The 22,328-nt window shown below is 69.8% G+C and carries 21 protein-coding genes; 9 read left to right on the top strand and 12 right to left on the bottom strand.

Going from position 1 to position 22,328, the window contains the following annotated elements; genetic code table 11:
* The first annotated feature begins 21 nt into the window (after nucleotides 1–21).
* Nucleotides 22–531 carry a UPF0262 family protein gene (locus tag ACT6XY_RS02825; RefSeq protein ID WP_444746810.1) on the top strand — a complete coding sequence of 170 codons (510 nt, stop codon included), beginning with the start codon at nucleotides 22–24 and terminating at the stop codon, nucleotides 529–531.
* A gap of 1 nt (nucleotide 532) precedes the next feature.
* Nucleotides 533–997 (top strand): arsenate-mycothiol transferase ArsC, encoded by a 465-nt coding sequence (locus tag ACT6XY_RS02820; RefSeq protein WP_444746809.1) that lies wholly within the window; start codon nucleotides 533–535, stop codon nucleotides 995–997.
* Nucleotides 998–1,003: 6 nt separating this feature from the next.
* On the opposite strand, the gene ACT6XY_RS02815 is transcribed toward ACT6XY_RS02820, so the two are convergent.
* The 6 genes from ACT6XY_RS02815 to ACT6XY_RS02790 form a co-directional block, all read right to left on the bottom strand.
* A complete protein-coding gene (locus ACT6XY_RS02815) occupies nucleotides 1,004–2,071 on the bottom strand; it encodes an NAD(P)H-dependent flavin oxidoreductase (RefSeq protein WP_444746808.1) in 1,068 nt (355 codons plus the stop codon).
* 274 nt (nucleotides 2,072–2,345) lie between these two features.
* Nucleotides 2,346–3,401, bottom strand: a complete 1,056-nt coding sequence (gene obgE / locus ACT6XY_RS02810; RefSeq protein WP_444746807.1) for a GTPase ObgE — start codon at nucleotides 3,399–3,401, stop codon at nucleotides 2,346–2,348.
* Nucleotides 3,402–3,617: 216 nt separating this feature from the next.
* Nucleotides 3,618–4,781 carry an acetylornithine deacetylase gene (argE, locus tag ACT6XY_RS02805; protein WP_444746806.1) on the bottom strand — a complete coding sequence of 388 codons (1,164 nt, stop codon included), beginning with the start codon at nucleotides 4,779–4,781 and terminating at the stop codon, nucleotides 3,618–3,620.
* A gap of 3 nt (nucleotides 4,782–4,784) precedes the next feature.
* A complete protein-coding gene (locus ACT6XY_RS02800) occupies nucleotides 4,785–6,467 on the bottom strand; it encodes a thiamine pyrophosphate-binding protein (protein ID WP_444746805.1) in 1,683 nt (560 codons plus the stop codon).
* Between the two features lie 212 nt (nucleotides 6,468–6,679).
* Nucleotides 6,680–7,297, bottom strand: coding sequence for a glutathione S-transferase family protein (locus tag ACT6XY_RS02795; protein ID WP_444746804.1), 618 nt, complete (start codon nucleotides 7,295–7,297; stop codon nucleotides 6,680–6,682).
* Between the two features lie 7 nt (nucleotides 7,298–7,304).
* Entirely contained in the window at nucleotides 7,305–8,456 is a 1,152-nt protein-coding gene (locus tag ACT6XY_RS02790; RefSeq protein ID WP_444746803.1) for an acyl-CoA dehydrogenase family protein, read from the bottom strand.
* A gap of 184 nt (nucleotides 8,457–8,640) precedes the next feature.
* Here ACT6XY_RS02790 and ACT6XY_RS02785 point away from each other — a divergent pair, with 184 nt between their 5' ends.
* Both ACT6XY_RS02785 and ACT6XY_RS02780 read left to right on the top strand, forming a co-directional pair.
* Nucleotides 8,641–9,933: a glycerate kinase type-2 family protein gene (locus ACT6XY_RS02785; RefSeq protein ID WP_444746802.1), complete on the top strand. Its 1,293-nt coding sequence runs from the start codon at nucleotides 8,641–8,643 to the stop codon at nucleotides 9,931–9,933.
* A gap of 65 nt (nucleotides 9,934–9,998) precedes the next feature.
* The gene (locus ACT6XY_RS02780) at nucleotides 9,999–11,036 is read left to right on the top strand and encodes a putative 2-aminoethylphosphonate ABC transporter substrate-binding protein (protein ID WP_444746801.1); all 1,038 of its coding nucleotides are present in this window, start codon (nucleotides 9,999–10,001) and stop codon (nucleotides 11,034–11,036) included.
* A gap of 110 nt (nucleotides 11,037–11,146) precedes the next feature.
* Here ACT6XY_RS02780 and ACT6XY_RS02775 read toward each other — a convergent pair whose 3' ends face one another.
* Entirely contained in the window at nucleotides 11,147–12,130 is a 984-nt protein-coding gene (locus ACT6XY_RS02775) for a tripartite tricarboxylate transporter substrate-binding protein (RefSeq protein WP_444746800.1), read from the bottom strand.
* Nucleotides 12,131–12,289: 159 nt separating this feature from the next.
* Here ACT6XY_RS02775 and ACT6XY_RS02770 point away from each other — a divergent pair, with 159 nt between their 5' ends.
* Entirely contained in the window at nucleotides 12,290–13,186 is an 897-nt protein-coding gene (locus ACT6XY_RS02770) for an alpha/beta fold hydrolase (RefSeq protein WP_444746799.1), read from the top strand.
* A 2-nt stretch (nucleotides 13,187–13,188) separates the two neighbouring features.
* Here ACT6XY_RS02770 and ACT6XY_RS02765 read toward each other — a convergent pair whose 3' ends face one another.
* The 3 genes from ACT6XY_RS02765 to ACT6XY_RS02755 all read right to left on the bottom strand — a co-directional run bounded on the left by ACT6XY_RS02765 (nucleotide 13,189) and on the right by ACT6XY_RS02755 (nucleotide 16,006).
* Nucleotides 13,189–14,175, bottom strand: coding sequence for a Bug family tripartite tricarboxylate transporter substrate binding protein (locus ACT6XY_RS02765; RefSeq protein ID WP_444746798.1), 987 nt, complete (start codon nucleotides 14,173–14,175; stop codon nucleotides 13,189–13,191).
* Between the two features lie 100 nt (nucleotides 14,176–14,275).
* Nucleotides 14,276–15,259, bottom strand: a complete 984-nt coding sequence (locus ACT6XY_RS02760; RefSeq protein WP_444746797.1) for a tripartite tricarboxylate transporter substrate-binding protein — start codon at nucleotides 15,257–15,259, stop codon at nucleotides 14,276–14,278.
* Nucleotides 15,260–15,310: 51 nt separating this feature from the next.
* The gene (locus ACT6XY_RS02755) at nucleotides 15,311–16,006 is read right to left on the bottom strand and encodes a GntR family transcriptional regulator (protein WP_444746796.1); all 696 of its coding nucleotides are present in this window, start codon (nucleotides 16,004–16,006) and stop codon (nucleotides 15,311–15,313) included.
* Nucleotides 16,007–16,116: 110 nt separating this feature from the next.
* Between ACT6XY_RS02755 and ACT6XY_RS02750 the strand changes: the two genes are divergently transcribed.
* From ACT6XY_RS02750 to ACT6XY_RS02735, 4 genes are all read left to right on the top strand, one after another.
* On the top strand, nucleotides 16,117–17,193 hold the full coding sequence (locus ACT6XY_RS02750; RefSeq protein WP_444746795.1) for a tartrate dehydrogenase: 1,077 nt from the start codon (nucleotides 16,117–16,119) through the stop codon (nucleotides 17,191–17,193).
* Nucleotides 17,194–17,412: 219 nt separating this feature from the next.
* Nucleotides 17,413–18,489: a tartrate dehydrogenase gene (locus tag ACT6XY_RS02745; protein WP_444746794.1), complete on the top strand. Its 1,077-nt coding sequence runs from the start codon at nucleotides 17,413–17,415 to the stop codon at nucleotides 18,487–18,489.
* Nucleotides 18,490–18,739: 250 nt separating this feature from the next.
* Nucleotides 18,740–19,423 (top strand): TerC family protein, encoded by a 684-nt coding sequence (locus ACT6XY_RS02740; RefSeq protein WP_444746793.1) that lies wholly within the window; start codon nucleotides 18,740–18,742, stop codon nucleotides 19,421–19,423.
* Between the two features lie 106 nt (nucleotides 19,424–19,529).
* The gene (locus ACT6XY_RS02735) at nucleotides 19,530–20,273 is read left to right on the top strand and encodes a TerC family protein (protein ID WP_444746792.1); all 744 of its coding nucleotides are present in this window, start codon (nucleotides 19,530–19,532) and stop codon (nucleotides 20,271–20,273) included.
* A gap of 63 nt (nucleotides 20,274–20,336) precedes the next feature.
* Here the strand turns inward: ACT6XY_RS02735 and recF are convergent, their stop codons facing one another.
* Both recF and ACT6XY_RS02725 read right to left on the bottom strand, forming a co-directional pair.
* Nucleotides 20,337–21,521, bottom strand: a complete 1,185-nt coding sequence (gene recF, locus ACT6XY_RS02730) for a DNA replication/repair protein RecF (protein ID WP_444746791.1) — start codon at nucleotides 21,519–21,521, stop codon at nucleotides 20,337–20,339.
* Nucleotides 21,522–21,766: 245 nt separating this feature from the next.
* Nucleotides 21,767–22,288, bottom strand: a complete 522-nt coding sequence (locus ACT6XY_RS02725; protein ID WP_444746790.1) for an L-2-amino-thiazoline-4-carboxylic acid hydrolase — start codon at nucleotides 22,286–22,288, stop codon at nucleotides 21,767–21,769.
* Nucleotides 22,289–22,328 lie beyond the last annotated feature (40 nt).

The raw sequence follows: 22,328 nt of genomic DNA, 5'->3' as shown, positions 1-22,328 counted from the left end.
TCTCGCCAGGAAGGGACCACCATGACCGATCGGGAGGCCAAGGACCGCAACGACCCGGTGATCATGGGCCGGCGCCTGGTGGCGGTCTCGATCGACGAGGCCTCGATCGGCCGCTCCTCCGCCGACATCGAGCACGAACGGGCGGTCGCCATCTACGACCTGATCGAGGAGAACAGCTTCTGCCCGGTCGGCGTGGAGACCGGCCCCTTCACGCTCCACATCTCGCTGGCCGAGGGCAAGCTTGTCCTCGACGTCAAGCATCAGGACGGCCGGCAGGTGGTGACGCACATCCTGTCGCTGACGCCGTTCCGGCGGATCGTGAAGGACTACTTCATGATCTGCGACAGCTATTACGACGCGATCCGCACCGCCACGCCGGCGCAGATCGAGACCATCGACATGGCCCGCCGCGGGCTCCACAACGAGGGGTCGGAAACCCTGCGCGAGCGGCTGAAGGACAAGCTCGATTTCGACTTCGACACCGCGCGGCGCCTGTTCACGCTGATCTCGGTCCTGCACTGGAAGGGCTGAGGTGGTCTCCGATCGGCGCAAGAACCCCCAGGCCGTGCTCTTCGCCTGCGGCATGAATCAGGTGCGCTCGCCCATGGCCGCCGCCATCATGCAGCATTTCCACGGCAGCCGCGTCTTCGTCGAGAGCGCCGGCGTCCACAAGGGCGAGCACGACCCCTTCGTCGACGCGGTGATGGACGAGATCGGCATCGACACCCGCAAGACGAAGCCGAAGACGCTGGAGGAGCTGGAAGAGTGGGAAGGTCTGAACTTCGACCTCGTCGTGACCCTCGCCCCTGACGCCCACCACACCGCCCTCGACCTCACCCGCACCAACGACATGGACGTCGAGTACTGGCCCACCCCCGACCCCACCCTGGCGCAGGGCTCGCGCGAGCAGCGGCTCGACGCCTATCGCCAGGTGCGCGACATGTTGCTGCAGCGGATCCGCCAGCGGTTTACGCGGTCGGCCATGGGGAACGAGTAGGCGCCGTCAGGACCGCATGCGCTCGCGCGCTTCGCTCCACAGCGTCCGCGTCAGGTCGCCCGCACCCATCTCCCGTCCGAGGGACGCCGCCTGACCCGCCCACAGCGAGGAGAAATCCGCGCTCCCGCCGGCTTCCGCCTTCGCCTTGAGCGGCATCAGCGCGCCGCCGGCCGTGGGAAAGGCCGGCGCTTCGGCCGAGAGGGCTCCTGCCTCCCGCATCAGCCGGTTGACGAGGCCGCGCGCCGGGCGGCCGGTGAAGAGGTTGGTCAGCGCCGTGCCGTCGTCCTTGGCATGCCGCAGCGCCTCGCGGTGCATCGGCGTGATGGTGGCTTCCGGCGTGAACAGATAGGCCGTGCCGACCTGCACCGCCGCCGCCCCCAGCGCGAAGGCCGCGACGATGCCGCGCCCGTCGGCGATGCCGCCTGCGGCGATCACCGGCACCTCCACCGCATCGACCACCTGCGGCAGCAGCGCGAAGAGCCCAGGCTGGTTGGCGAGATCCTCGGTGAGGAAGATGCCGCGATGGCCGCCGGCCTCATAGCCCTGGGCGACGATGGCGTCGGCCCCGTGGTCTTCCAGCCAGCGCGCCTCGTCGGCCGTGGTGGCGGAGGAGACGACCTTCGCGCCCGTCGCCTTCACCCGCTCGAGGAGGGAAGCGGCGGGAAGGCCGAAATGGAAGCTGACGACTTCCGGCCGGAACTCCTCGACGACGGCGCAGAAGGCCTCGTCGAACGGCGCACGGTTGGAGGCGGGAATCGGCGCCGCCGGGTCGATGCCGAGTTCCGCGTAGTAGGGCGCGAGCCGCGCCCGCCAGGCCGCCTCCCGCGCCGCATCGGGGGCGGGCGGCGTGTGGCAGAAGAAGTTGAGATTGACCGGCTTCGCCGTGCGCTGGCGGATCAGCGCGAGTTCGGTCCGCATGGCCTCGACGCCGAGGAGCGCGCCCGGCAGCGCGCCGAGGCCGCCCGCCTCGGACACGGCCACGGCCATGGCCGACCCCTGGGCCCCCGCCATGGGCGCCTGCAGGATGGGCAGATCGATGCCGAACAGGGTCTGGATCCGGCGGTCGTGGGCCATGGCGCGCCTCCATGCGATGGGGCGCAGACTTTAGTCGGTGACCGTGGCGGGAAAAGGGGTGACCTTCGGGGGACGGATCGGGAGGCCGTTGGACCGCACCACCATCGGAACGGCGACCGGGCAAGGCGCGCCCTCGGCCGTCATGGCCGGGCTTTTACCGGCCATCCACGACTTGACTACGACACCTTTCAAGACAAGTCGTGGATGCCCGGGACGAGCCCGGGCATGACGAGGCAATGAGGTCTGGTGCGTTCTCGCGCCGGCCTTCAGGCGCTCACGGCCGCCAGCCGGTCTCCATCGGCACGTCGTCCTCGGGCGCCGGCGGCTTCGGCTCGGTGGCGCGGGCCTCGTCGATGATGGCGAGCAGGGAGACCAGCGCCTGTTCCACGCCCTCGCCCGACGTCGCCGAAAGCGCCAGCGGCGTCCTCTTCGCTGCCCGCTTCAGGCGCGCCATCTGGTCCTTGCGCGTCTCGGGGTCGAGGGCGTCCACCTTGGCGAGCGCCACGATCTCCGGCTTCTCGGCGAGCCCGTGGCCATAGGCCTCGATCTCCTTGCGCACCATCTTGTAGGCCTTGCCGGCATGCTCGGACGTGCCGTCGACGAGATGCAGCAGCACACGGCAGCGCTCCACGTGGCCGAGGAACCGGTCGCCGAGCCCGACGCCGTCGTGGGCGCCCTCGATGAGGCCGGGAATGTCGGCGAGCACGAACTCGCGGCCCCGCGCCCGCACCACGCCGAGACCGGGATGCAGCGTGGTGAAGGGATAGTCGGCGATCTTCGGCTTGGCGGAAGTGGTGGCGGCGAGGAAGGTCGACTTGCCGGCATTCGGCATGCCGACGAGGCCCGCATCGGCGATCAGCTTCAGCCGGAGGATGATGGTCGCTTCCTTCGCCGGCTGGCCCGGATTGGCGTAGCGCGGCGACTGGTTGGTGGCGCTCTTGAAATGGGCGTTGCCGAAGCCGCCGTTGCCGCCCTCCAGCAGTACGAAGCGCTGGCCGACCGTGGTGATGTCGGCGATCAGCATCTCGCCGTCCTCGGCGAAGATCTGCGTGCCGGCCGGCACTTTCAGCACCACGTCGGCGCCGCGCGCGCCGGCGCGGTTGCGGCCCATGCCGTGCATGCCGATCTTGGCCTTGAAATGCTGCTGGTAGCGGTAGTCGATGAGCGTGTTGAGGCCGTCGACGCATTCGACGACCACGTCGCCGCCGCGGCCGCCGTCTCCGCCGTCCGGACCGCCGAACTCGATGAACTTGGCGCGATGGAACGACACGGAACCGGCACCGCCGGCGCCCGCCTTCACATAGACCTTGGCCTGATCGAGGAACTTCATGTCTTCCGCTCGCCGCCGGAAGGGCGGGACGGGTCTCTACCCCATCGGGGCCGCGAGGTCCAAGAAAAACGGGCGAAATGGCCCCGAAAAGCGCCGGGCGGCCGCATCGCTGCGACCGCCCGGTTTCTCAGGTTCCACCGTTCCCCCGAATGGATGGAGCCCGATACGATGTGGGCTCATCATGTCGCGGGAGGATTGGGGGCGCCTTGATCCGGATCAATTGCCGCCGCCGGCATGGGCGATGAGCCGCTCCATGAAGGCGTCGGCCTTGGCGAGCTCGGCGGCTTCCACATACTCGTCGGGCTTGTGGGCCTGCTCGATCGAGCCCGGCCCGACGATGGCGCTGGGAATGCCGATCTGCTGGAAAAGTCCCGCTTCGGTGCCATAGGCGACCTTGGCGTGGTCGTTTCGGCCCGCCAGGCGCTTGGCGAGGACGGTAACGGGGGCATCCGCCGCCGTGTCGAGGCCCGGCACCAGCGCCAGTTCCTGGAAGGTGAAGCCGGCCTCCGGCGCGATCGCCTTCATCGGCGGCTCCAGCACCTCGTAGGCATAGGCCTCGATCTCCGCGACGATGGCGTGCGGGTCGTCGCCCGCGACGCAGCGCAGGTCGAAGTCGACGACGCATTCTCCCGCGACGATGTTGCGCACCGTGCCGCCGCGGATGACGCCGACCGAGGTCGTGGAGACCGGCACGGAATAGAGCGGGTCGAGATCGGTGCGGGCGGCGAGCCTCTGGCCGATTGCGTTGATCTTGACGATGAGCTTCGCCGCCTCCTCGATGGCGTTGACGCCGTGATGCCTGAGAGAGGAATGCGCCTCGAGCCCGCGCACCGTCACGCGCATCGGCCGCCCGGTCTTGTGGGCGATGACCACCTGCATGTTGGTCGGCTCGCCGACGAAACAGGCCTCGGGCTTCAGAGGCCGGTCCTTCAGCACGGCGAGCAGGGTGCGCACGCCGCGGCAGCCGACCTCCTCGTCATAGGAGATGGCGAGGTGAATGGGCTTCCTCAGCGGCGCCGCCGCCATGGCCGGCACGGCCGCCAGCGACGAGGCGACGAAGCCCTTCATGTCGCAGGTGCCACGGCCGAAATAGCGCCCGTCCTTCTCCACCAGCGTGAAGGGATCGGTCGACCAGTCCTGCCCGTCCACCGGCACCACGTCGACATGGCCGGAGAGCACGTAGCCGGCGACGTCCTTCGGGCCGATGGTGACCCAGAGGTTCGCCTTCTGCCCCGTCTCGTCATAGACGCGCTCGCCGGTGATCCCGAAGCCTGCGAGATAGTCCTCCACCCAGTCGAGGAGCGGCAGGTTGGAGTTGCGGCTCGTCGTGTCGAAGGCGACGAGCTTGCCCAGGATGTCGACGGTGGAGAGGCGCGCCATGGTTCAGGCCTTGCCCGCCAGCGCCTTGGCGCGAATGGCCTCGATGGTCGTCGTCGGCGTGATCGCCTGCTGGTCGAGGAAGCAGTGGATGATCGCCGGCTTGCCCGAGGCCAGCGCCCGCTCGAAGGCGGGGCCGAATTCCGCCGTCTCGCGCACCGTCTCGCCGTGGCCGCCATAGGCGCGGGCGAGCGCCGCGAAATCCGGGTTCTTCAGCGTCGTCGCCGAGATGCGGGTCGGATAGTCGCGCTCCTGGTGCATGCGGATCGTGCCGTACATGCCGTTGTCGACCACGACGACGATGATCGGCAGGTCATACTGGCAGGCCGTGGCGAACTCCTGCCCGTTCATCATGAAACAGCCGTCGCCGGCGAAGGCGATGACGGTCTTGTCCGGGTGCATGCGCTTGGCGCCGACCGCGGCGGGCGTGCCGTAGCCCATGGAGCCCGACGTCGGGGCGAGCTGCGAGCCGTACTTGCGGAAGCGCAGAAAGCGATGGACCCAGGTGGCGTAGTTGCCGGCGCCGTTGCAGACGATGGCATCGTCCGGCAGGCGGTCGCGCAGCCAGGCCATGACCTCGCCGTACTGGAAGGTGCCCGGCAGGCGCGCCGGATTGCCGGTCCAGGCGAGATAGCTCTCGTGGGCCGCCTTGGCGGCGCCGGCCCAGGCGATGACCTGGGGCGGCTGCACGCCCTCGAGCGAGGCCGCGAAGGCCGTCGGGCTCGCGTGGATCGGCAGATGCGCCTGGTAGACGCGGCCGACCTCCTCCGCGCCCGGATGGACATGGACGAAGGTCATCTGCGGCTGGGGAATGTCGAGGAGCGTGTAGCTCTGCGAGGCGATCTCGGAGAGCCGGCCGCCGATCGCGATGAGGAGATCGCTCTCCTTGATCAGCTTCAGCATGTCCGGATTGCCGCCGAGGCCGAGGTCGCCGGCATAGTTCGGATGGGTGTGGTCGAACAGCATCTGCCGGCGGAACTGGCAGATCACCGGCAGGTCGAAGCGCTCGGCGAAGCGCGTCACCGAGGACACCGCCTTCTCCGACCAGCGCGAACCGCCAAGCAGCAGCACAGGCTTCTTCGCCGCCCACAAGAGCTTCTGGAACTTCGCCATGTCCGTGAGGCCCGGCCAGGTCTCGGCGGCCTCGACATAGGGCGCGTCGACGACGGCCGCGCTCTCGGTCAGCATGTCCTCGGGCAGCACCAGCACCACCGGGCCCGGGCGGCCCTGCATCGCCGTGGCATAGGCGCGGGCGATCATCTCGGGGATGCGGGCGCAGTCGTCGATCTCGGCGACCCACTTGCACATGCCGCCGAAGAACTGGGTGTAGTCCATCTCCTGGAAGGCGTCGCGGCCGCGCATGCCGCGCTCGATCTGGCCGACGAAGAGGATCATCGGCGTCGAATCCTGCTGGGCGATGTGCAGGCCGGGCGAGGCATTGGTGGCGCCGGGGCCGCGCGTGACCATGCAGATGCCGGGGCGGCCGGTCAGCTTGCCATAGGCCTCCGCCATCATGGCGGCGCCGCCCTCCTGCCGGCAGATGGTGACGGCGGACTTCGCGTCGTGCAACGCGTCGAGCACCGCGAGATAGCTCTCGCCCGGCACGCAGAAGACGTGGTCGCAGCCCTGGGCGACGAGCTGGTCCACCAGAATCTGGCCGCCGGTGCGGGTGACGGTTTCAGCGCGCATGGATGAGGTCCTCGGATCGCTTCCGGCCGCGTTCGCCCGCAGCCTGGTTCGGCGCGGACCTTAGCGGCAGCGACGCGGGGCGGGAAGCGCCGGAAATGCGGGGCGGATGCACAGAGTGCGAGAGAGCTGGCGAAGATCGCGGGCATGGAGGGGTCAGGGGTGGGGGGCCGGAACAAGCCCGCCGGATCAGCCGTCGCTCCAGAAGAGGCCCCTCAATCCCCTCTGAGCGCAAACGCCTTCCTTGCCGCCGGCCGCGCCATGGCCGCCTCGTACCAGCCCCTGATCGCCGGCTTGTCGGCGAGGAGCTGCGAGAAGCGCAGGTAGAAGACGCAGCACGCCACGTTCAGGTCGGCGATGGTGAAGCGGTTGCCGACGAGGTGGCCGCCATGGCTCGCGAGATGGCCCTCCAGCACGGCGAGCGGAGCCTTCAGCGTCTCCGTGCTCTTCGCCACCACCCCCGGGTCGCGTTCGGCCTCGGGCTTCAGCGTCTCGTGCTGCATCAGCGCCAGCGCCGCCGCCTCCACCTCCGTCACCGCCCACATGGACCACATGGTCATGAGCCCGTCCTCGTCCACCGATTCCGGGGCGAGCGGCCCGCCGGCCTTGCGGGCGAGGTGCAGGTTGATGGCGAGGGACTCCCACAGGATGACGCCGTCGACATCGGCCGCGGGCACCCGGCCGTTGGGGTTGATGGCGAGGAAGTCGGGCTTGCGCGAGCCCGCGGGACCATAGACCACGGGCACGTGCGTGTAGGCGAGGCCGAGCTCCTCGCAGGCCCAGAGGTTGCGGATCGCGCGCGACTTGGCGATGCCGTAGATGGTGATGCTCATGCGGGCCTCATTGGCGGAAGGATTCCCGCGCGATGATAAGCCGCTGCACCTCGCTCGTCCCCTCGTAGATGCGGGTGATCCGCGCATCCCTCACATGCCGTTCGACGGGATAGTCGGCGCAATAGCCGGCGCCGCCGTGGAGCTGCAGCGCGGTGTCGGTGGCCCGCCCCGCCGCCTCGGAGGCGAAGAGCTTGGCCATGGAGGCCTCGCGGCCGAAGGGCTCGCCGCGGTCCTTCTTCGCCGCCGCCGAGAGGATGAGGAGCCGCGCCGCCTCGAGCTCGGTCTCGCGATCGGCCACCATCCACTGGATCCCCTGGAAATCGGCGATGGCCTGGCCGAACTGGCGGCGTTCCTTCACGTAGGCCTTGGCCGCGTCCATGGCGGCGCGGGCGATGCCCAGCGACAGCGCGGCGACGCCGATGCGCCCGCCGGCAAGCTCCCCGACCGCGATGCGGAACCCGTCGTCGAGCTTGCCCATCAGCGCCGATGCCGGCACGCGGCAGCCGTCGAAATGCACCGTATTGGTGGCCGAGCCGTGCTGGCCGAGCTTCCTCTCCGCCTTGCCGATGACGAGGCCGGGCGTACCCGCTTCCACGAGGAAGCAGGAAATGCCCTTGCCCTTCGGCGCCTCCGGATTGGTCACCGCCCAGACGACGAAGAGGCCCGCATACTCGGCAGAGGTGATGTAGATCTTCTCGCCGTCGAGCACGAAATGGTCGCCGTCGCGGCGGGCGCGGGTCTTCATGCCGGCGGGATCGGAACCGGCGCCGGATTCGGTCAGGCAGAAGCCGGCCGCTGCATAGGTGCCGTCGGCGATCTTCGGGATATAGGCGCGCTTCTGCGCCTCCGACCCCACCGCCTGGATGACCTCGGCCACCATGTTGGTGACGGAGGCGGTGACGCCGGTCGCCGCGCAGGCATAGCCGAGCTCCTCGATGGCGAGAGCAAAGGCCGCCGTGCCGGCTTCCGTCCCACCAAACTCGGAGCGCACGTTCACCGCCATGAAGCCGGCCTCGGCGAAGGCCTTCAGATTTTCGAGGAACTGCGGGCGCCCCTCGCCCCGGTCGAGGACGGCGGCGAGCGGCGCGGCGATCTCCCCCGCCATCTTCCGCGCGGTGTCGCGGATGAGAAGCTCTTCCTCGGTGAGTTCGAACAGCATGGCGGTCTCCGATGGCCCTGAGCTCTTAGGGGAGGTGCGCGAGGGCGGCAATCCGGCGAAACGGGGGTGGGGGGAAGGGGAGGATGCCCCATCCTGCCAAGGCGCGTGTCCGGACGGCGGAGTGCGGTTCGCGCCTGCCGTGGCAGGGCATGACGAAAACCCTTCCACCCGCTAATCATGCCCCATGACCTACGCCGCAGACCCCCGTGCCTTTCTCCTCTCGCTCGGCCGCGCCGCCATCGCCGCCGCCCTGCCCGACCGCATGGCCGACCACCTCCCCGACGTGCCCGCCGGCCGCACCGTCGTGGTCGGTGCCGGCAAGGCCGCGGCCAGCATGGCCCAGGCCTTCGAGAAGCTCTGGCCGGCGCCGCTCGAGGGCACGGTCGTCACCCGCTACGGTCATGCCGTCCCGTGCAAGCGGATCGCCGTCCTGGAGGCCTCCCACCCGGTGCCCGACGCGGCCGGGCTCAACGCCACCCGCGCCATCCTCGCCCGGCTGGAGGGCCTCACAGCCGACGACCTCGTCGTCGCCCTCATCTCCGGCGGCGGCTCGGCACTGCTCGCCCTGCCCGGAGGCGACCTGACCCTCGAGGACCTCAAGGCGGTCAATGCCGCCCTCCTCGCCTCCGGCGCCGACATCACCGCCATGAACTGCGTCAGGAAGCACGTCTCGGCCATCGCCGGCGGCCGGCTGGCGGCGGCGGCCCATCCCGCCCGCCTCGTCACCATCGCCATTTCCGACGTGCCGGGGGACGATCCTGCGGTCATCGCCTCTGGACCCACGGTGCCCGATCCGACGACACGCGAGGAAGCCCTCGCCATCGTCGCCCGCTACCGCATGGACCTGCCGGCCGCCGTCATGGCGCACCTCCAGAGCCCGGCCTGCGAGAGCGTCAAGCCGGACCATCCCGCCTTCACAGCCGGCGTCGACGTGCGCCTCATCGCCCGGCCTGTGGAGAGCCTGCGCGCCGCCGCCCGCATCGCCGAGGCGGCGGGCCTGCCGACCCTCATTCTCGGCGACACCATCGAGGGCGAGGCCCGCGACGTGGCGCAGGTCCATGCCGCCCTCGCCCGCTCGGTGCTGGAACATGGCCTGCCCGCAGCGCCGCCGCTTCTGATCCTGTCGGGCGGCGAGACCACCGTGACCTTGCCGAAGGACCGCGCCATCGGACGCGGGGGACGCAACTCCGAATTCGCCCTCGCCTTCGCCGCCGCCATCCAGCCATTGTCGCCGACACTGCGGAACCGCATCCACGCCATCGCCCTCGACACCGACGGCATCGACGGCATCGAGGCCAATGCCGGGGCGCTGGTGACGCCGGAGATCCTCGCCGCTGCGGAAGCCCGGGGCCTCTCGCCCCGCGCCTTCCTCGACCACCACGACGGATTCGGATTTTTCGCTGCTCTGGACGGCCTCGTTGTCACAGGACCGTCACACACCAACGTCAACGATTTCCGGGCGATCCTTGTACAATGATACTCTCCGGCGTCGCGGCCGCGGGGATGGGTCGCGGGCCGGCATGAGGGGGATCAGAGATGACGATGACCTGGGTTCGTGCGGGGATCGGCCTTGCCCTCGCGTTGCTCACGCTGGGCGGCGGCGAGGCGCAGGCGCAGGCGCGCACGCAGGTCACGCTCTACACCTCGGTCGAGACTGACCAGCTCGCGGCGTTCAAGGAGGCGATCGAGAAGGATCTGCCGGACATCGAGGTCCGGTGGGTGCGCGATTCCACCGGCGTCATCACCGCCCGCGTGCTGGCCGAGCGGGCGAACCCGCGGGCCGACATGATCTTCGGCCTCGCCGCGACGAGCCTCTTGCTCTTCGCCTCCGCCGACATGCTGGAGCCCTACAAGCCGCGCAACGCCGAGGAGATCAAGCCGGCCTTCCGCGATTCATCGGCCCGCCACCGCTGGACGGGCATGGACGCCTATGTCTCGGCGATCTGCTTCAACCGCGACGAGGCGCGCAAGGTCGGCGCCCCCGCTCCCACCCGCTGGCGCGAACTGCTCCACCCCACGCTGCGCCAGCGCATCGTCATGCCCCATCCCGCCTCCTCCGGCACCGGGTTCCTGCTCGTCGCCGGCTGGATCCAGATCATGGGCGAGGAGGCCGCCTGGGCCTTCATGGAGCAGTTGCATGAGAGCGTCGCGCTCTACACGCACTCGGGCAGCGCGCCCTGCGTCCAGGCGGCGCGCGGCGAAAGGGTGCTGGGCCTGTCCTTCGACATGCGCGGCGCTCGCGAGAAGAGCATGGGCGCGCCCATCGAGGTCATCGTGCCCGAGGACGGCGCCGGCTGGGAAATGGAGGCCTTTGCGCTGGTCCGCGACCGGCCCAAGCACCAGGCCGAGGCCGCCCGCCGCATTGCCGACTGGGCGGCGAGCCGCCGGGCCAACGAGCTCTATGCGCAGTTCTATGCGGTGGTCGCCCATCGCGACGTGACGAACCGGCCGCCCAACTACCCGCCCCACGCCGAGGAGCGCATGCTGCGCAACGACTTCTCCTGGATGGCGCAGAACCGCGACCGCATCCTCGCGGAATGGTCGCGCCGCTTCGACGGCCGCCTGCCGGGATCGCGCTGAGCCGCCGGCAAGCTCTCCCGACACGGACACAATGAAAGACCCCGCCGCCTTGCGGGCGACGGGGCCTGTCGTCGCGGAACGGGGCGGCGCCGCCGCCCCTCTCCACAGCGTCAGTTGCTGGCGGTCACGCCCGCCGCCTTGATGACCGGCGTCCACTTGGCGATCTCGGCCTCCAGGAAGGCGCGCAGGCCGGCGGGGGTGGCGAGGTTGCCGGTGGGCAGGTCGGCGCCGAGCTCGGCGAGGCGGGCCTTGACGCCGTCGTCGTTCAGCGCGGCCACGAGAGCCTGGTTGAGACGGGTGACGATCGGCTCCGGCGTGCCCTTCGGCGCCAGCATGGCGTTCCACACCACCACCTGGTAGGCGGGCAGGCCGGCCTCGGCCGTCGTGGGCACGTCCGGCAGGGCGGCGTTGCGCGCGGCCTGCGCGACGGCGAAGGCCTTGATGGTGCCGGCGCGGACCTGCGGGGCGACGTTGACCACCTGGTCGCAGAGATAGTCCACCTGGCCGGCGACGAGATCGTTCATGGCCGGGCCGGTGCCGCGATAGGGCACGGACTGCGGCTTCACGCCGATGATCGCGTGGAGCAGCAGGCAGGTCGTGTGGCTGACCGAGCCGATGCCGGCATGGGCGTTGTTGGCGGTGCGCTCGTTGGCCTTCAGCCAGGCGACGAACTCGGAGAGGTTGTTCGGCGGCAGCGCCTTCTTGGCGGTGATCAGGATGGCGTTGGTGTTGACGAGGCCGATCTGGGCGAAATCCGTAACCGGGTTGTAGCGCAGGTTCGGGTAGAGCGCGACGGAGGCGGCGTGGGTGCCGGTGTGGCCGATCATGATGGAGTAGCCGTCGGGCTGCTGCTGGGTGAGACGGGTCGCGCCCGTGGTGCCGCCGGCGCCGGCGACGTTCTCGATCACCACGCTCTGGCCGAGGTTCTTCGACATGGCCTCCGCGACGATGCGGGCGACCACATCGGTCGGGCCGCCGGCGGCGAAGGGGATGATCATGGTGATGGGGCGGGTCGGATAGGTCTGCGCAGCGGCCGGAACGACGCCGGCCATGACGGCGGCTGCGGTTGCGGCGATGATGTGTCGACGATTCATGAAGGTCCTCCTGAACTCTGGAAATTCCGCATCCGGGTCCTGTGCTGCCCGGTTGCTCCACGCCATACCCAATTCCCCCGGGCTTGGATAGTAAGGAGCTAGTGCTGCGACGCTTCGCGGCAAGGAGACGGCATCCCGGTGTGGTGCCGGGGAGGATCGATGATCGAGCATGTGGTGACGGACCGTCTTTTTCCCGGCTTCAGGATGCTGGACGTCGCAACCTCCGGCACGACCATCCGGCTGCGCACCGGCGGGTCGGGCCCTGCCCTGCTGCTGCTCCACGGCTATCCGCAGACCCATGTGCTCTGGCACAAGATCGCCCCGCGTCTCGCGGAGCGCTTCACCGTGGTCGTCGCCGACCTGCGCGGCTACGGCGACAGCGGCAAGCCCGCGACCACCGCCGACCACGCCTCCTATTCCAAGCGCGCCATGGCCTTGGACATGGCGGAAGTGATGACCGCCCTTGGTCACGAGCGCTTCTTCCTCGCCGGCCACGACCGCGGCGGACGGGTCGCCCACCGCCTCGCCGTCGACCATGCCGACCGGGTCGCCAAACTCGCCGTGCTCGACATCGCGCCGACCCGCGAGATGTATGCCGGGACGACCGATGCCTTCGCCAGGGCCTATTGGCACTGGTTCTTCCTCATCACCCCCGCGCCGTTCCCGGAGCGCATGATCGGCGCCGACCCGGATGCCTACTGGCTGAAGAAGTGCGGCTCGGGCTCGGCAGGGCTGTCGCCCTTCTCGCCCGAGGCCCTGGCCGAGTATCTCCGCTGCTTCCGCGATCCCGCCGTGATCCATGCGAGCTGCGAGGACTATCGCGCCGCCGCCGCCATCGACATCGCCCATGACGATGCCGACGGCGATCGCAAGCTGGAATGCCCGCTGAGGGTCTTGTGGGGCCAGAAGGGCGTCATCGAAAGCTGCTTCGACGCGCTCGCCCTCTGGCGCCGGCGCGCCGCGGACGTCTCCGGCCGCGCCCTGCACGGCGGGCACTACCTGGCCGAGGAGCTTCCCGACGCGGTCGCGGACGAGTTCGAGGCCTTCTTCACCTGAGATCAGGGCGCGGGGGCGATGCCGGCTTCCCGGATGATGCCGCCCCATTTGTCGATCTCGCTGCGCACCAGGGCGGTCAGGGCCGCCGGATCCCGGTCCGCGGGGGCGGGCAGCTCGGCGCCGAGTTGCATGAGACGGGCGCTGACGGCGGGATCGGCCAGCGCCGTCTGCAGCGCGGCGGCGAGCCTCGCCACGACGTCGGGCGGCGTGCCGCGCGGCGCGAACAGGGCGTTCCACGCCGTCGCCTGGAAATCCGGCAGCCCGCCCTCGACCGAGGTCGGCAGGTCCGGTGCGGCCGGCGACCGCGTGCGGGTGGCGATGGCGAGACCCCTGACGGTGCCCGCGAGCACCTGCGGCAGGGCGCCAGCGGTCTGGTCGCAGCCATAGTCGATCTCGCCGGAGATCAGCGCGTTCAACACCGGCGCGGTGCCGCGATAGGGGATGTGGGTGACCTCCACGCCGATCAGCGCATTGAACATGGCGCAGGCGAGATGAGAGGTGGCGCCGACGCCGGCCGTGCCGAAATTCAGCCGGTTCGCGTTGGCCTTCACATGGGCGATGAAGGCAGGGAGATCGCGGGCGGGCACCTTGGGGCTCGCCAGCAGCAGCATGGGCGTGGAGGCGATCAGGCCGACGGGGGCGAAATCGCGGACCGGGTCATAGGGCAGGTTCGCCTGCAGCGTCACCGCCGCGGCATGGGTGCCCATGTTGCCGACGACGATGGTGGTGCCGTCGGGGGTGGCCCGTGCCGCCCGCGTCGCTCCGGTGACCCCGGAGTTGCCGGCGACGTTCTCGACGACCACCGCGACGCCGAGGGTACGGCTCAGGCTGTCGGCAACGATGCGGCCGATGACGTCGGTCGGGCCGCCGGCCGCGAAGGGCACGATCACGGTGATCGGCCGGGACGGCGCCGTCTGCGCCGCCGCGGGATTGGTCAGGAGGCTCATCGCCGTCAGGGCGAAGCCGATCATCAGGCGTACCGGTGCCATCACCGCGCTCCCCGTTGTGTTCAGACGGGGATACGCAGGGGGCCGCGACGGCGTTACGGCCCTGCGCCGTGACGCCATCACGAGGGGGTGAACGCTGGCCTCAGTTTGCGGTGACGCCGGCCGCCTTGATCACCGGCGTCCACTTGTCGACTTCCGCCGCCACATGGGCGCGCAGGGCCTCGGGGGTCTGGCCGGCCGCATCGGGGATCTCGCAGCCGAGCTCGAGCAGCCGCTTGCGCACGCTCTCGTCGGCGAGGGCAGCGCGGCCGGCGGCGTTCAGCCGGTCGACGATCTCCCGCGGGGTGCCCTTGGGCGCGAAGATGGCGTTCCAGCCGACCGCCTGGAAGGCGGGCAGGCCGGCCTCGGCGCTGGTCGGCACGTCGGGTGCCGTCGGCAGCCGCGACGGCGTCGCCACCACGAAGGTCTTGAGGTTGGCGAGCTGCGGCACGATGCCGACGGTCTGGTCGCAGACATAGTCGAGCTGCTTGCCGAGCAGCGCCGCCATGGCCGGGCCCGAGCCGCGGAACGGCACGTGCTGCACCGGCGCGCCGACAAGATGGTGGAAGAACACGCAGGTCAGGTGCGAGGTCGAGCCGACGCCGCCATGGCCGTAGTTGAAGCGGCCGGGATTGGCGCGGATCAGCGCGATCATCTCCTGCAGCGTGTTGGCCGGGAAATCCTTGTGCGCCGAGATCAGCATCGGCGTGCCCGCCGCGTTGATGACCGGTTCGAAGTCGGTGCGCGGATCGTAGGCGAGGCGCGGATAGAGGCCGACCGAGGCCGAATGGGTGCCGAGATTGCCCATCATGATCGTGTAGCCGTCGGGCGTCGCCCGCGCGACGCGGGTGGAGCCGGTGGTGCCCCCGGCGCCCGCCGCGTTCTCCACCACGATGGACTGGCCGAGCGTGCGGCTCATGTGCTCCGCCATGATGCGGGCGATGATGTCGGTCGGACCGCCGGCCGCGAAAGGCACGATGAGGGTGAGGGGCCGGTCAGGGAAGGTCTGGGCGTGTGACGCGGAGGTGGCGGCGAGGCCGGCGACGGCGGCGAGGCCGAGGATCACGCGTCGGGTCAGGCGATTCATGGTCGTTCCTCCTGTGAAGGGACGCCGGTTGGCCCGGCTGCCCCCGCGGTTTCAGAGATGTTTCAGGCCCCAGGCCGCCAGCAGCGGCAGGAGCTCGGCTTGCGTGCGCTGGCGATGGCGTCGCGCCGCGGCATCGGCCGCGGGCCCGTCGCCGTCGCCGATGGCGGCGATGACCGCTTCGTGCTCGCCGGCGGAGGCCCCGAGATTGCCGCGCAGGTGCAGCGTGAGCATCCGCGCGCGGTGCATCTGGTCGCCCACCGTGCGGGCGATGCGGCTGATCCGCCCGTTGCCGGCGCTGTCGACGAGGTCGCGATGGAAGAGGTCGTCGGCCTCGCCCCAGGCGCGCATGTCGCCGCGGGCGAGCGCGTCCGCCATGCGGGCATTGTGCGCTTTGAGCCGCGCCACGATCCCGGCACGCTCGGTGGCCGGGCGCGCTGCCGCAAGCTCGGCGGCGCGGCCCTCGATGGCGATCATCACGTCGTAGATCTCGCGCACGTCGTCCGGTGCCAGCGCACAGATGACGATGCCGCGCTTCGGCACGATGCGGACGAGGCCCTCCTCCTGCAGCTTCAGCACCGCCTCGTGGACGGGCGTGCGGCTGACGCCGAGGCGGAGCGCGATCTCCTGCGCGGAGGCCTGATAGCCCGGCGCGAAGGTGCCGTCGCGGATCGCGGCCTTCACGGCGGCATAGGCGTCGTCGACCCGCGAGGGCCTCCTCTCCGCCATGGCTTCGCCTGCTGCCGTCATCGCGCCCTCGCTCACCTTTTCATCCATAACATCTTCCATGGAAGGTGCAATGGAATGTTGACAGCGGGCTTGCGGCGGAGCATTGGGCGATGAAACAGGAGGGGCTGCCCATGAAGACCTATCGCATCGCCGCCATCCCCGGCGACGGCATCGGGACGGAGGTCGTCTCGGCCGGCGTCGAAGTGCTCGAGGCGCTCGCCGCCCGGGACGGCGGCTTCGCCATGGCCTTCGATCATTTCGACTGGGGCGGCGACTACTACAAGCGCCACGGCCGCATGATGCCGGAGGATGGCCGTGAGCAGATCCGCCACCACGACGCCATCCTCTTCGGCTCGGCCGGCCACCCGGACATCCCCGACCACATCACGCTGTGGGGGCTGAGGCTCGCCATCTGCCAGCCCTTCGATCAGTACGCCAACGTGCGCCCCACCCGCATCCTGCCGGGCATCACCTCGCCGTTGCGCCATGTCACCGGGCCGGAGCTCGACTGGGTCATCGTCCGCGAGAACTCCGAGGGCGAATATGCCGGCGTCGGCGGCCGGGTCCACCAGGGCCTGCCGATCGAGGCGGCCACAGACGTCTCGATGATGACCCGCGCCGGCGTCACCCGCATCATGCGCTTCGCGTTCAAGCTGGCGCAGTCGCGGCCGAGGAAGCTCCTCACCGTCGTCACCAAGTCCAATGCCCAGCGCTACGCCATGGTCATGTGGGACGAGATCGCCGTCGAGGTGGCGAAGGAATTCCCCGACGTGACCTGGGACAAGGCGATCGTCGACGCCATGACCATGCGCATGACGCTGAAGCCGGAGACCATCGACACGGTGGTGGCGACCAACCTGCACGCCGACATCCTCTCCGACCTTGCCGCGGCGCTCGCCGGCTCGCTCGGCATCGCGCCGACCGCCAACCTCAACCCGGAGCGCGAGTTCCCGTCCATGTTCGAGCCCATCCACGGCTCGGCCTTCGACATCATGGGAAAGGGCGTCGCCAATCCGGTCGGCACCTTCTGGTCGGCCTCGATGATGCTCGACCATCTCGGAGAGCCGACGGCTGGCGCCCGGCTGATGCGCGCCATCGAGCGCGTCACCGCCGACCAAGCCCTGCACACGCCGGACCTCGGCGGCAAGGCGACGACGCGGCAGGTGACCGATGCGGTCATCGCCGCCATCAAGGCCGACAACGAATAGCAGGTCGTCGGGACGGGCTCTGGCAGGCCGCTACCGTCCCGTCTATGCCCCGGCGAGCGGCGGAAGTGATCGCTCTTCGCGGCATGGCCGGGCTTGTCCCGGCCATCCACGACTGGACCATGACGCGCTGAGAGAAAGTCGTGGATGCCCGGCACAAGGCCGGGCATGACGTGAGCAACGCGGCGCGTTCGATAGCGCCCCCAGGAGCTGGAGACCCCCATGGCCCGTTCGAACACCTACAAGCTCGCCGTCATCCCCGGCGACGGCATCGGCACCGAGGTGATGCCTGAGGGCCTGCGCGTGCTGGAGCGCGCCGCAGCCAAGTACCGCTTCTCGGTCGACCTCGACCACCACGACTTCTCGTCCTGGGCCTACTACGAGAAGCACGGCCGCATGATGCCCGAGGACTGGAAGGCGAAGATCGGCGGCTCCGACGCCATCTTCTTCGGCGCCGTCGGCATGCCCGACAAGATCGCCGATCATGTCTCGCTCTGGGGCTCGCTGCTGCTGATGCGCCGGGAGTTCGACCAGTACGTCAACCTGCGCCCGGTCAAGCTGATGCCGGGCGTCCCCTCGCCTCTCGCCAACCGCAAGCCCGGCGACATCGACTTCTTCGTGGTGCGCGAGAACACCGAGGGCGAGTACTCCTCGGTCGGCGGCCGCATGTTCCCGGGCACCGACCGCGAGATCGTCCTTCAGGAGACGGTGATGACGCGGGTCGGCGTCGACCGCATCCTGAAATACGCCTTCGAGCTGGCCATGAAGCGCCCGCGCCGCAAGCTCACCAGCGCCACCAAGTCCAACGGCATCTCCATTTCGATGCCCTACTGGGACGAGCGCGTGGCCGAGATGAAGAAGTCCTATCCGGACGTCGCCGTGGACCAGTACCACATCGACATCCTGACCGCCCATTTCGTGCTGAACCCGGACCGCTTCGACGTCGTCGTCGCCTCCAACCTCTTCGGCGACATCCTCTCAGATCTCGGTCCCGCCTGCACCGGCACCATCGGCATCGCGCCGTCGGGCAACATCAACCCGGACCGCAAGTTCCCCTCGCTCTTCGAGCCGGTCCACGGCTCCGCCCCTGACATCGCCGGCAAGGGCATCGCCAATCCCATCGGCCAGATCTGGTCGGCGGCGATGATGCTCGACCATCTCGGCGAGCCGGAGGCGGCGGCCGCCATCGTCCGCGCCATCGAGGAGGTTCTGGCGACGCCGGAATACCGCACCCGCGACCTCGGCGGCACCGCCGACACGGTCGCCTGCGGCAAGGCGGTCGCCGACGCGCTAGCGTGACGGACATCCATGGGAGGCGAGGCGGCATCGCCCTCTCCCACTCCGGTCATGAACGGCCCCTCACCCGCTCCCTACCGGCGGGAGCGGGTGATGGAAGGAGCGCCATCATTGAAACCACGTACGTATAGCTTTTCCCGTACGTAGTTTTCGTTGGCCTCCGCGCCAGCAATCGCCTGTTTCTACCCACAAATGCGTATGTCCATCCTGCACGCCGAAGCCTAGCTTCGCGCCCGAAATCTGGGGCGCGACAATGGACTTCTCGACTCTGACCTGGATCGGCCTGCTTCAGGTCATCTGGATCAACATCATCCTTTCCGGCGACAACGCCGTGGTCATCGCGCTGGCCTGCCGCGGCCTGCCCGACCGCCAGCGCCTGATCGGCATGGTTCTCGGCGCCGGCGTCGCCATCGCCCTGCGGGTGATCTTCACGCTCTTCGTCGCTGCGCTCCTCGACATGCCCTTCCTCCGCCTCGCGGGCGGCCTCCTGCTCTTCTGGATCGCGGTGAAACTGGTCACCGACGAGGGCGACGGCGAGGGCAACGTCCAGTCCTCCGACAAGCTGTTCCATGCGGTGAAGACCGTCGCCATCGCCGACGCGGTGATGAGCCTCGACAACGTGCTCGCCATCGCCGCGGTGGCGCGCGACAGCAAGGCCATGCTGGTGATCGGTCTCGTCGTCTCGATCCCGCTGATCGTCGCCGGCGCCTCGCTCATCATGAAGCTGCTGGAACGCCTGCCGATCCTCGTCTGGGCGGGCGCCGGACTGCTCGGCTGGCTCGCCGGCGACATGATGCTCAACGACCCCTTCATCCGCGGCCAGATCGGCGGCGAGGCGGTGCATCGCCTCGAATTGCCGGCAGAGTTCGTGGGGGCCGCCTTCGTCATCGCCCTCGCCTACTGGATCAGGAGGACCCGCGCCGCGGCGGCCGCCTGAGGCCCGCCGGAAAAAGTTCGAAGAAGCCTGCTGACATCGGCACAATTACGTAATATGTCGCACCACCCCCGGCTGCCCTGCGGCGGCCGCATCGGACGGAAGCGGCATGGACAATCAATTCTGGATCGGCCTTCTCCAGATCATCTGGATCGACCTTCTGCTCTCCGGCGACAACGCGGTGGTGATCGCGCTGGCCTGCCGCGGCCTGCCCGAGAAGCAGCGCAAGTGGGGCATCCTGCTCGGCGCCGGCGCGGCGGTCGGCCTTCGCATCATCTTTGCGCTGATCATCACCTATCTCCTCGCGGTCCCCTTCCTGAAGCTGGTCGGCGGCCTCCTGCTGTTCTGGATCGCCACGAAGCTGATCGTCGGTGAGGAAGGCGGCGACCACGGCGGCATCGAGGAAAGCGACAACCTGTGGAAGGCGGTCCGCACGGTGGCCATCGCCGACGCGGTCATGAGCCTCGACAACGTCATCGCCATCGCCGCCGCATCGCACGGCAACGTCTGGCTGTTCATCTTCGGCCTCGCCCTCACCATCCCGCTGATCATCTTCGGCTCGACGCTGATCCTCGGCATCATCGAGCGCTACCCGATCTTCGTCTGGGCCGGCGCCGCCCTGCTCGGCTGGATCGCCGGCGAGATGCTTCTCAGCGACCCGGTCGTTCTGCGCCAGCTCGTGGCCTGGGGCACCGGCCTCGTCACCCCCGTCGAGGTCACCCAGGTCTATCCGGCCGGATTGAAACCGGTCGCCCTCGCCCATTACGGGTCGGCGGTGATCGGCGCCATCATCGTGCTCGCGCTGGGCTACATCCTGCGCAAGCGTCGCGACGAAGCCGCCGCGACGCACTGAACGCCTACACGGCCGAGAGATCCCGATGCCCGCCCTCGTGGCGGGCATCGTCGTTTTGAGGGGTCAGGCGCGGGTGACGGCGCCTGCGGCGACGGTGAAGAGGTCGGCACGGCCGCCGAGCGCGGCGAAGGCGTGCGGGTCGGCCCCCGTCATCCAGACCTGGGCACCGAGCGCCTCCAGCGCGTCATAGAGCGCCGCCCGCCGCTCGGGGTCGAGATGGGCCGCCACCTCGTCCAGCAGCACGACGGGCGTGAACCCCGCCATCTCTGCCACCAGCCGCGCATGGGCCAGCACGAGCCCGATGAGCAGCGCCTTCTGCTGGCCGGTCGAGCAGCGCTCCGCCGGCGCGCCCGAGGGACCGTGCACGGCGAGGAGGTCGGTGAGGTGCGGGCCAACCGTGGTGCGGCCGGCGGCGCGGTCGCGATGGCGGTTGTCGCGCAGGACGGCGCGGTAGTCGTCCTCCACGGCGAGGGCGGGGCGCTCCAGGACACCCGCCTCCAGCGTGCCGTCGAGCGCCAGCAGCGCCCAGGGGAAGGGCGAGGCGGGGTCCTTGGTGGCGGCGATCAGCCCGGCGAGGCGGCGAACCGCCTCGGCCCGCGCCGCCGCCACGGCGACGGCGAGCTCCGCCGTCTCGTGCTCGACAGCGTCGAGCCAGGTCGGATCCGGCGAAACCTCCTCCAGCAGGCGGTTGCGCGAGCGCAGCGACCGCTCCAGCGCGTTGACGCGGCTGCCGTGCTCGGCATCCACCGCCAGCACCAGCCGGTCGAGGAAGCGACGACGATCGCCCGCAGAACCGAGGAACAGGCCGTCCATGGCGGGGGTGAGCCAGACGACGCGCACATGGTCGGCGAAGGCGGTGGCCGAGCCCACCGGGGCGCGGTCGATGCGGCACTGGCGCGAGCGCACGTCCGGGTCGCCGCCGTCGATGCCGGTGCCGAGCAGGGCCTCGTCATAGGGGCCCTCGACGGCAGCGCTCACCGCCCAGCCGCCGTCGCCCTGGTCGAAGGCCGCTTCCGCGAGCGTCGCGCGCCTCAGGCCGCGGCCGGGAGTTAGGAAGGACAGGGCTTCGAGGATATTCGTCTTGCCGGCACCGTTCTGGCCGATGAGGGCGACGAGCTTCGCGTCCGGCTCCAGGGTCGCGGCCCGATAGCTGCGGAACCGCGACAGCGCCAGCCGCGTGACGCGGCCGCAGAGCGGCGCCGCTCCCTCATCCACCAGCCGCCCGGGGCCCTGAATCGTCTCCGCCATGGCGCCCTTATGGCGATGCCGCGGATTCGACGCCACCCCGGATATGGCGGCAGCGTGGATGGGTCGTTCCCGAGGGGAGTTGCCGACACTGCCGGGCACTCACCGTCATCCCCGGCGAGGCCCGATGACGAAGGTCGTGCCCGGCACCGCGGCAAACCGGGGGAGCTGCCGGCCGAAGCCCCCTCTCCCCGCTTGCGGGGAGAGGGTCAGGATGAGGGGCATGCAACCACCGGGAACCCCGACCCTCAGGCCGCCGGCTTGTCGGCCTCGTAGGTGAAGCGAAAGTCGCAGTGCGAGGCGCCCTGCATGATCGTCTGGGTGCGCTCGAGCTTGAGCTTCGGGTCGTAGCCCTCGCAGAACGTGCCGTCGCGCTGGCAGGAGAGCAGCGCGCCGATCTCGCCGAGGCCCATCGCCTTGTACATTTCCGAATAGCGGCAGCGCACGACGTTGAAGGCGTAGGTGGTCTCGGTACGGCCGATCTCCTCGACCGTCAACGCGCCCTCCGCCGTCCACAGCGGCTGCATCGCGATGAAGCCGGCGAGCGAGGGGCCTTCCGGCGACTGGGCGGCGAAGCGCGCCGCCTGTTCGAGCGCCGAGCGGCGCACTGCCTCGCCGATGGTGGAGCGCGCCACCTCGACGCCGTGGCTCTCCTTCAGCTGATCGTAGACGTGCTTGAGGATCTCGGCCTCGATCCGCCGCTTCTCGATCATCGAGAGGCCGGCGGGATGGGCCGGGGGCGCAGCCGGTGCGGTGGTGGCGGCGGTCATGGGAAGGCTCCTTCGAACGGTTCGAAGGAGACAGGGAAGC

The organism is Phreatobacter sp., assembly GCF_052440005.1.
Lineage (GTDB): Bacteria > Pseudomonadota > Alphaproteobacteria > Rhizobiales > Phreatobacteraceae > Phreatobacter.
Note: the sequence above shows the minus strand (reverse complement) of the source record. Positions and strands in the feature narration are given on the sequence as shown.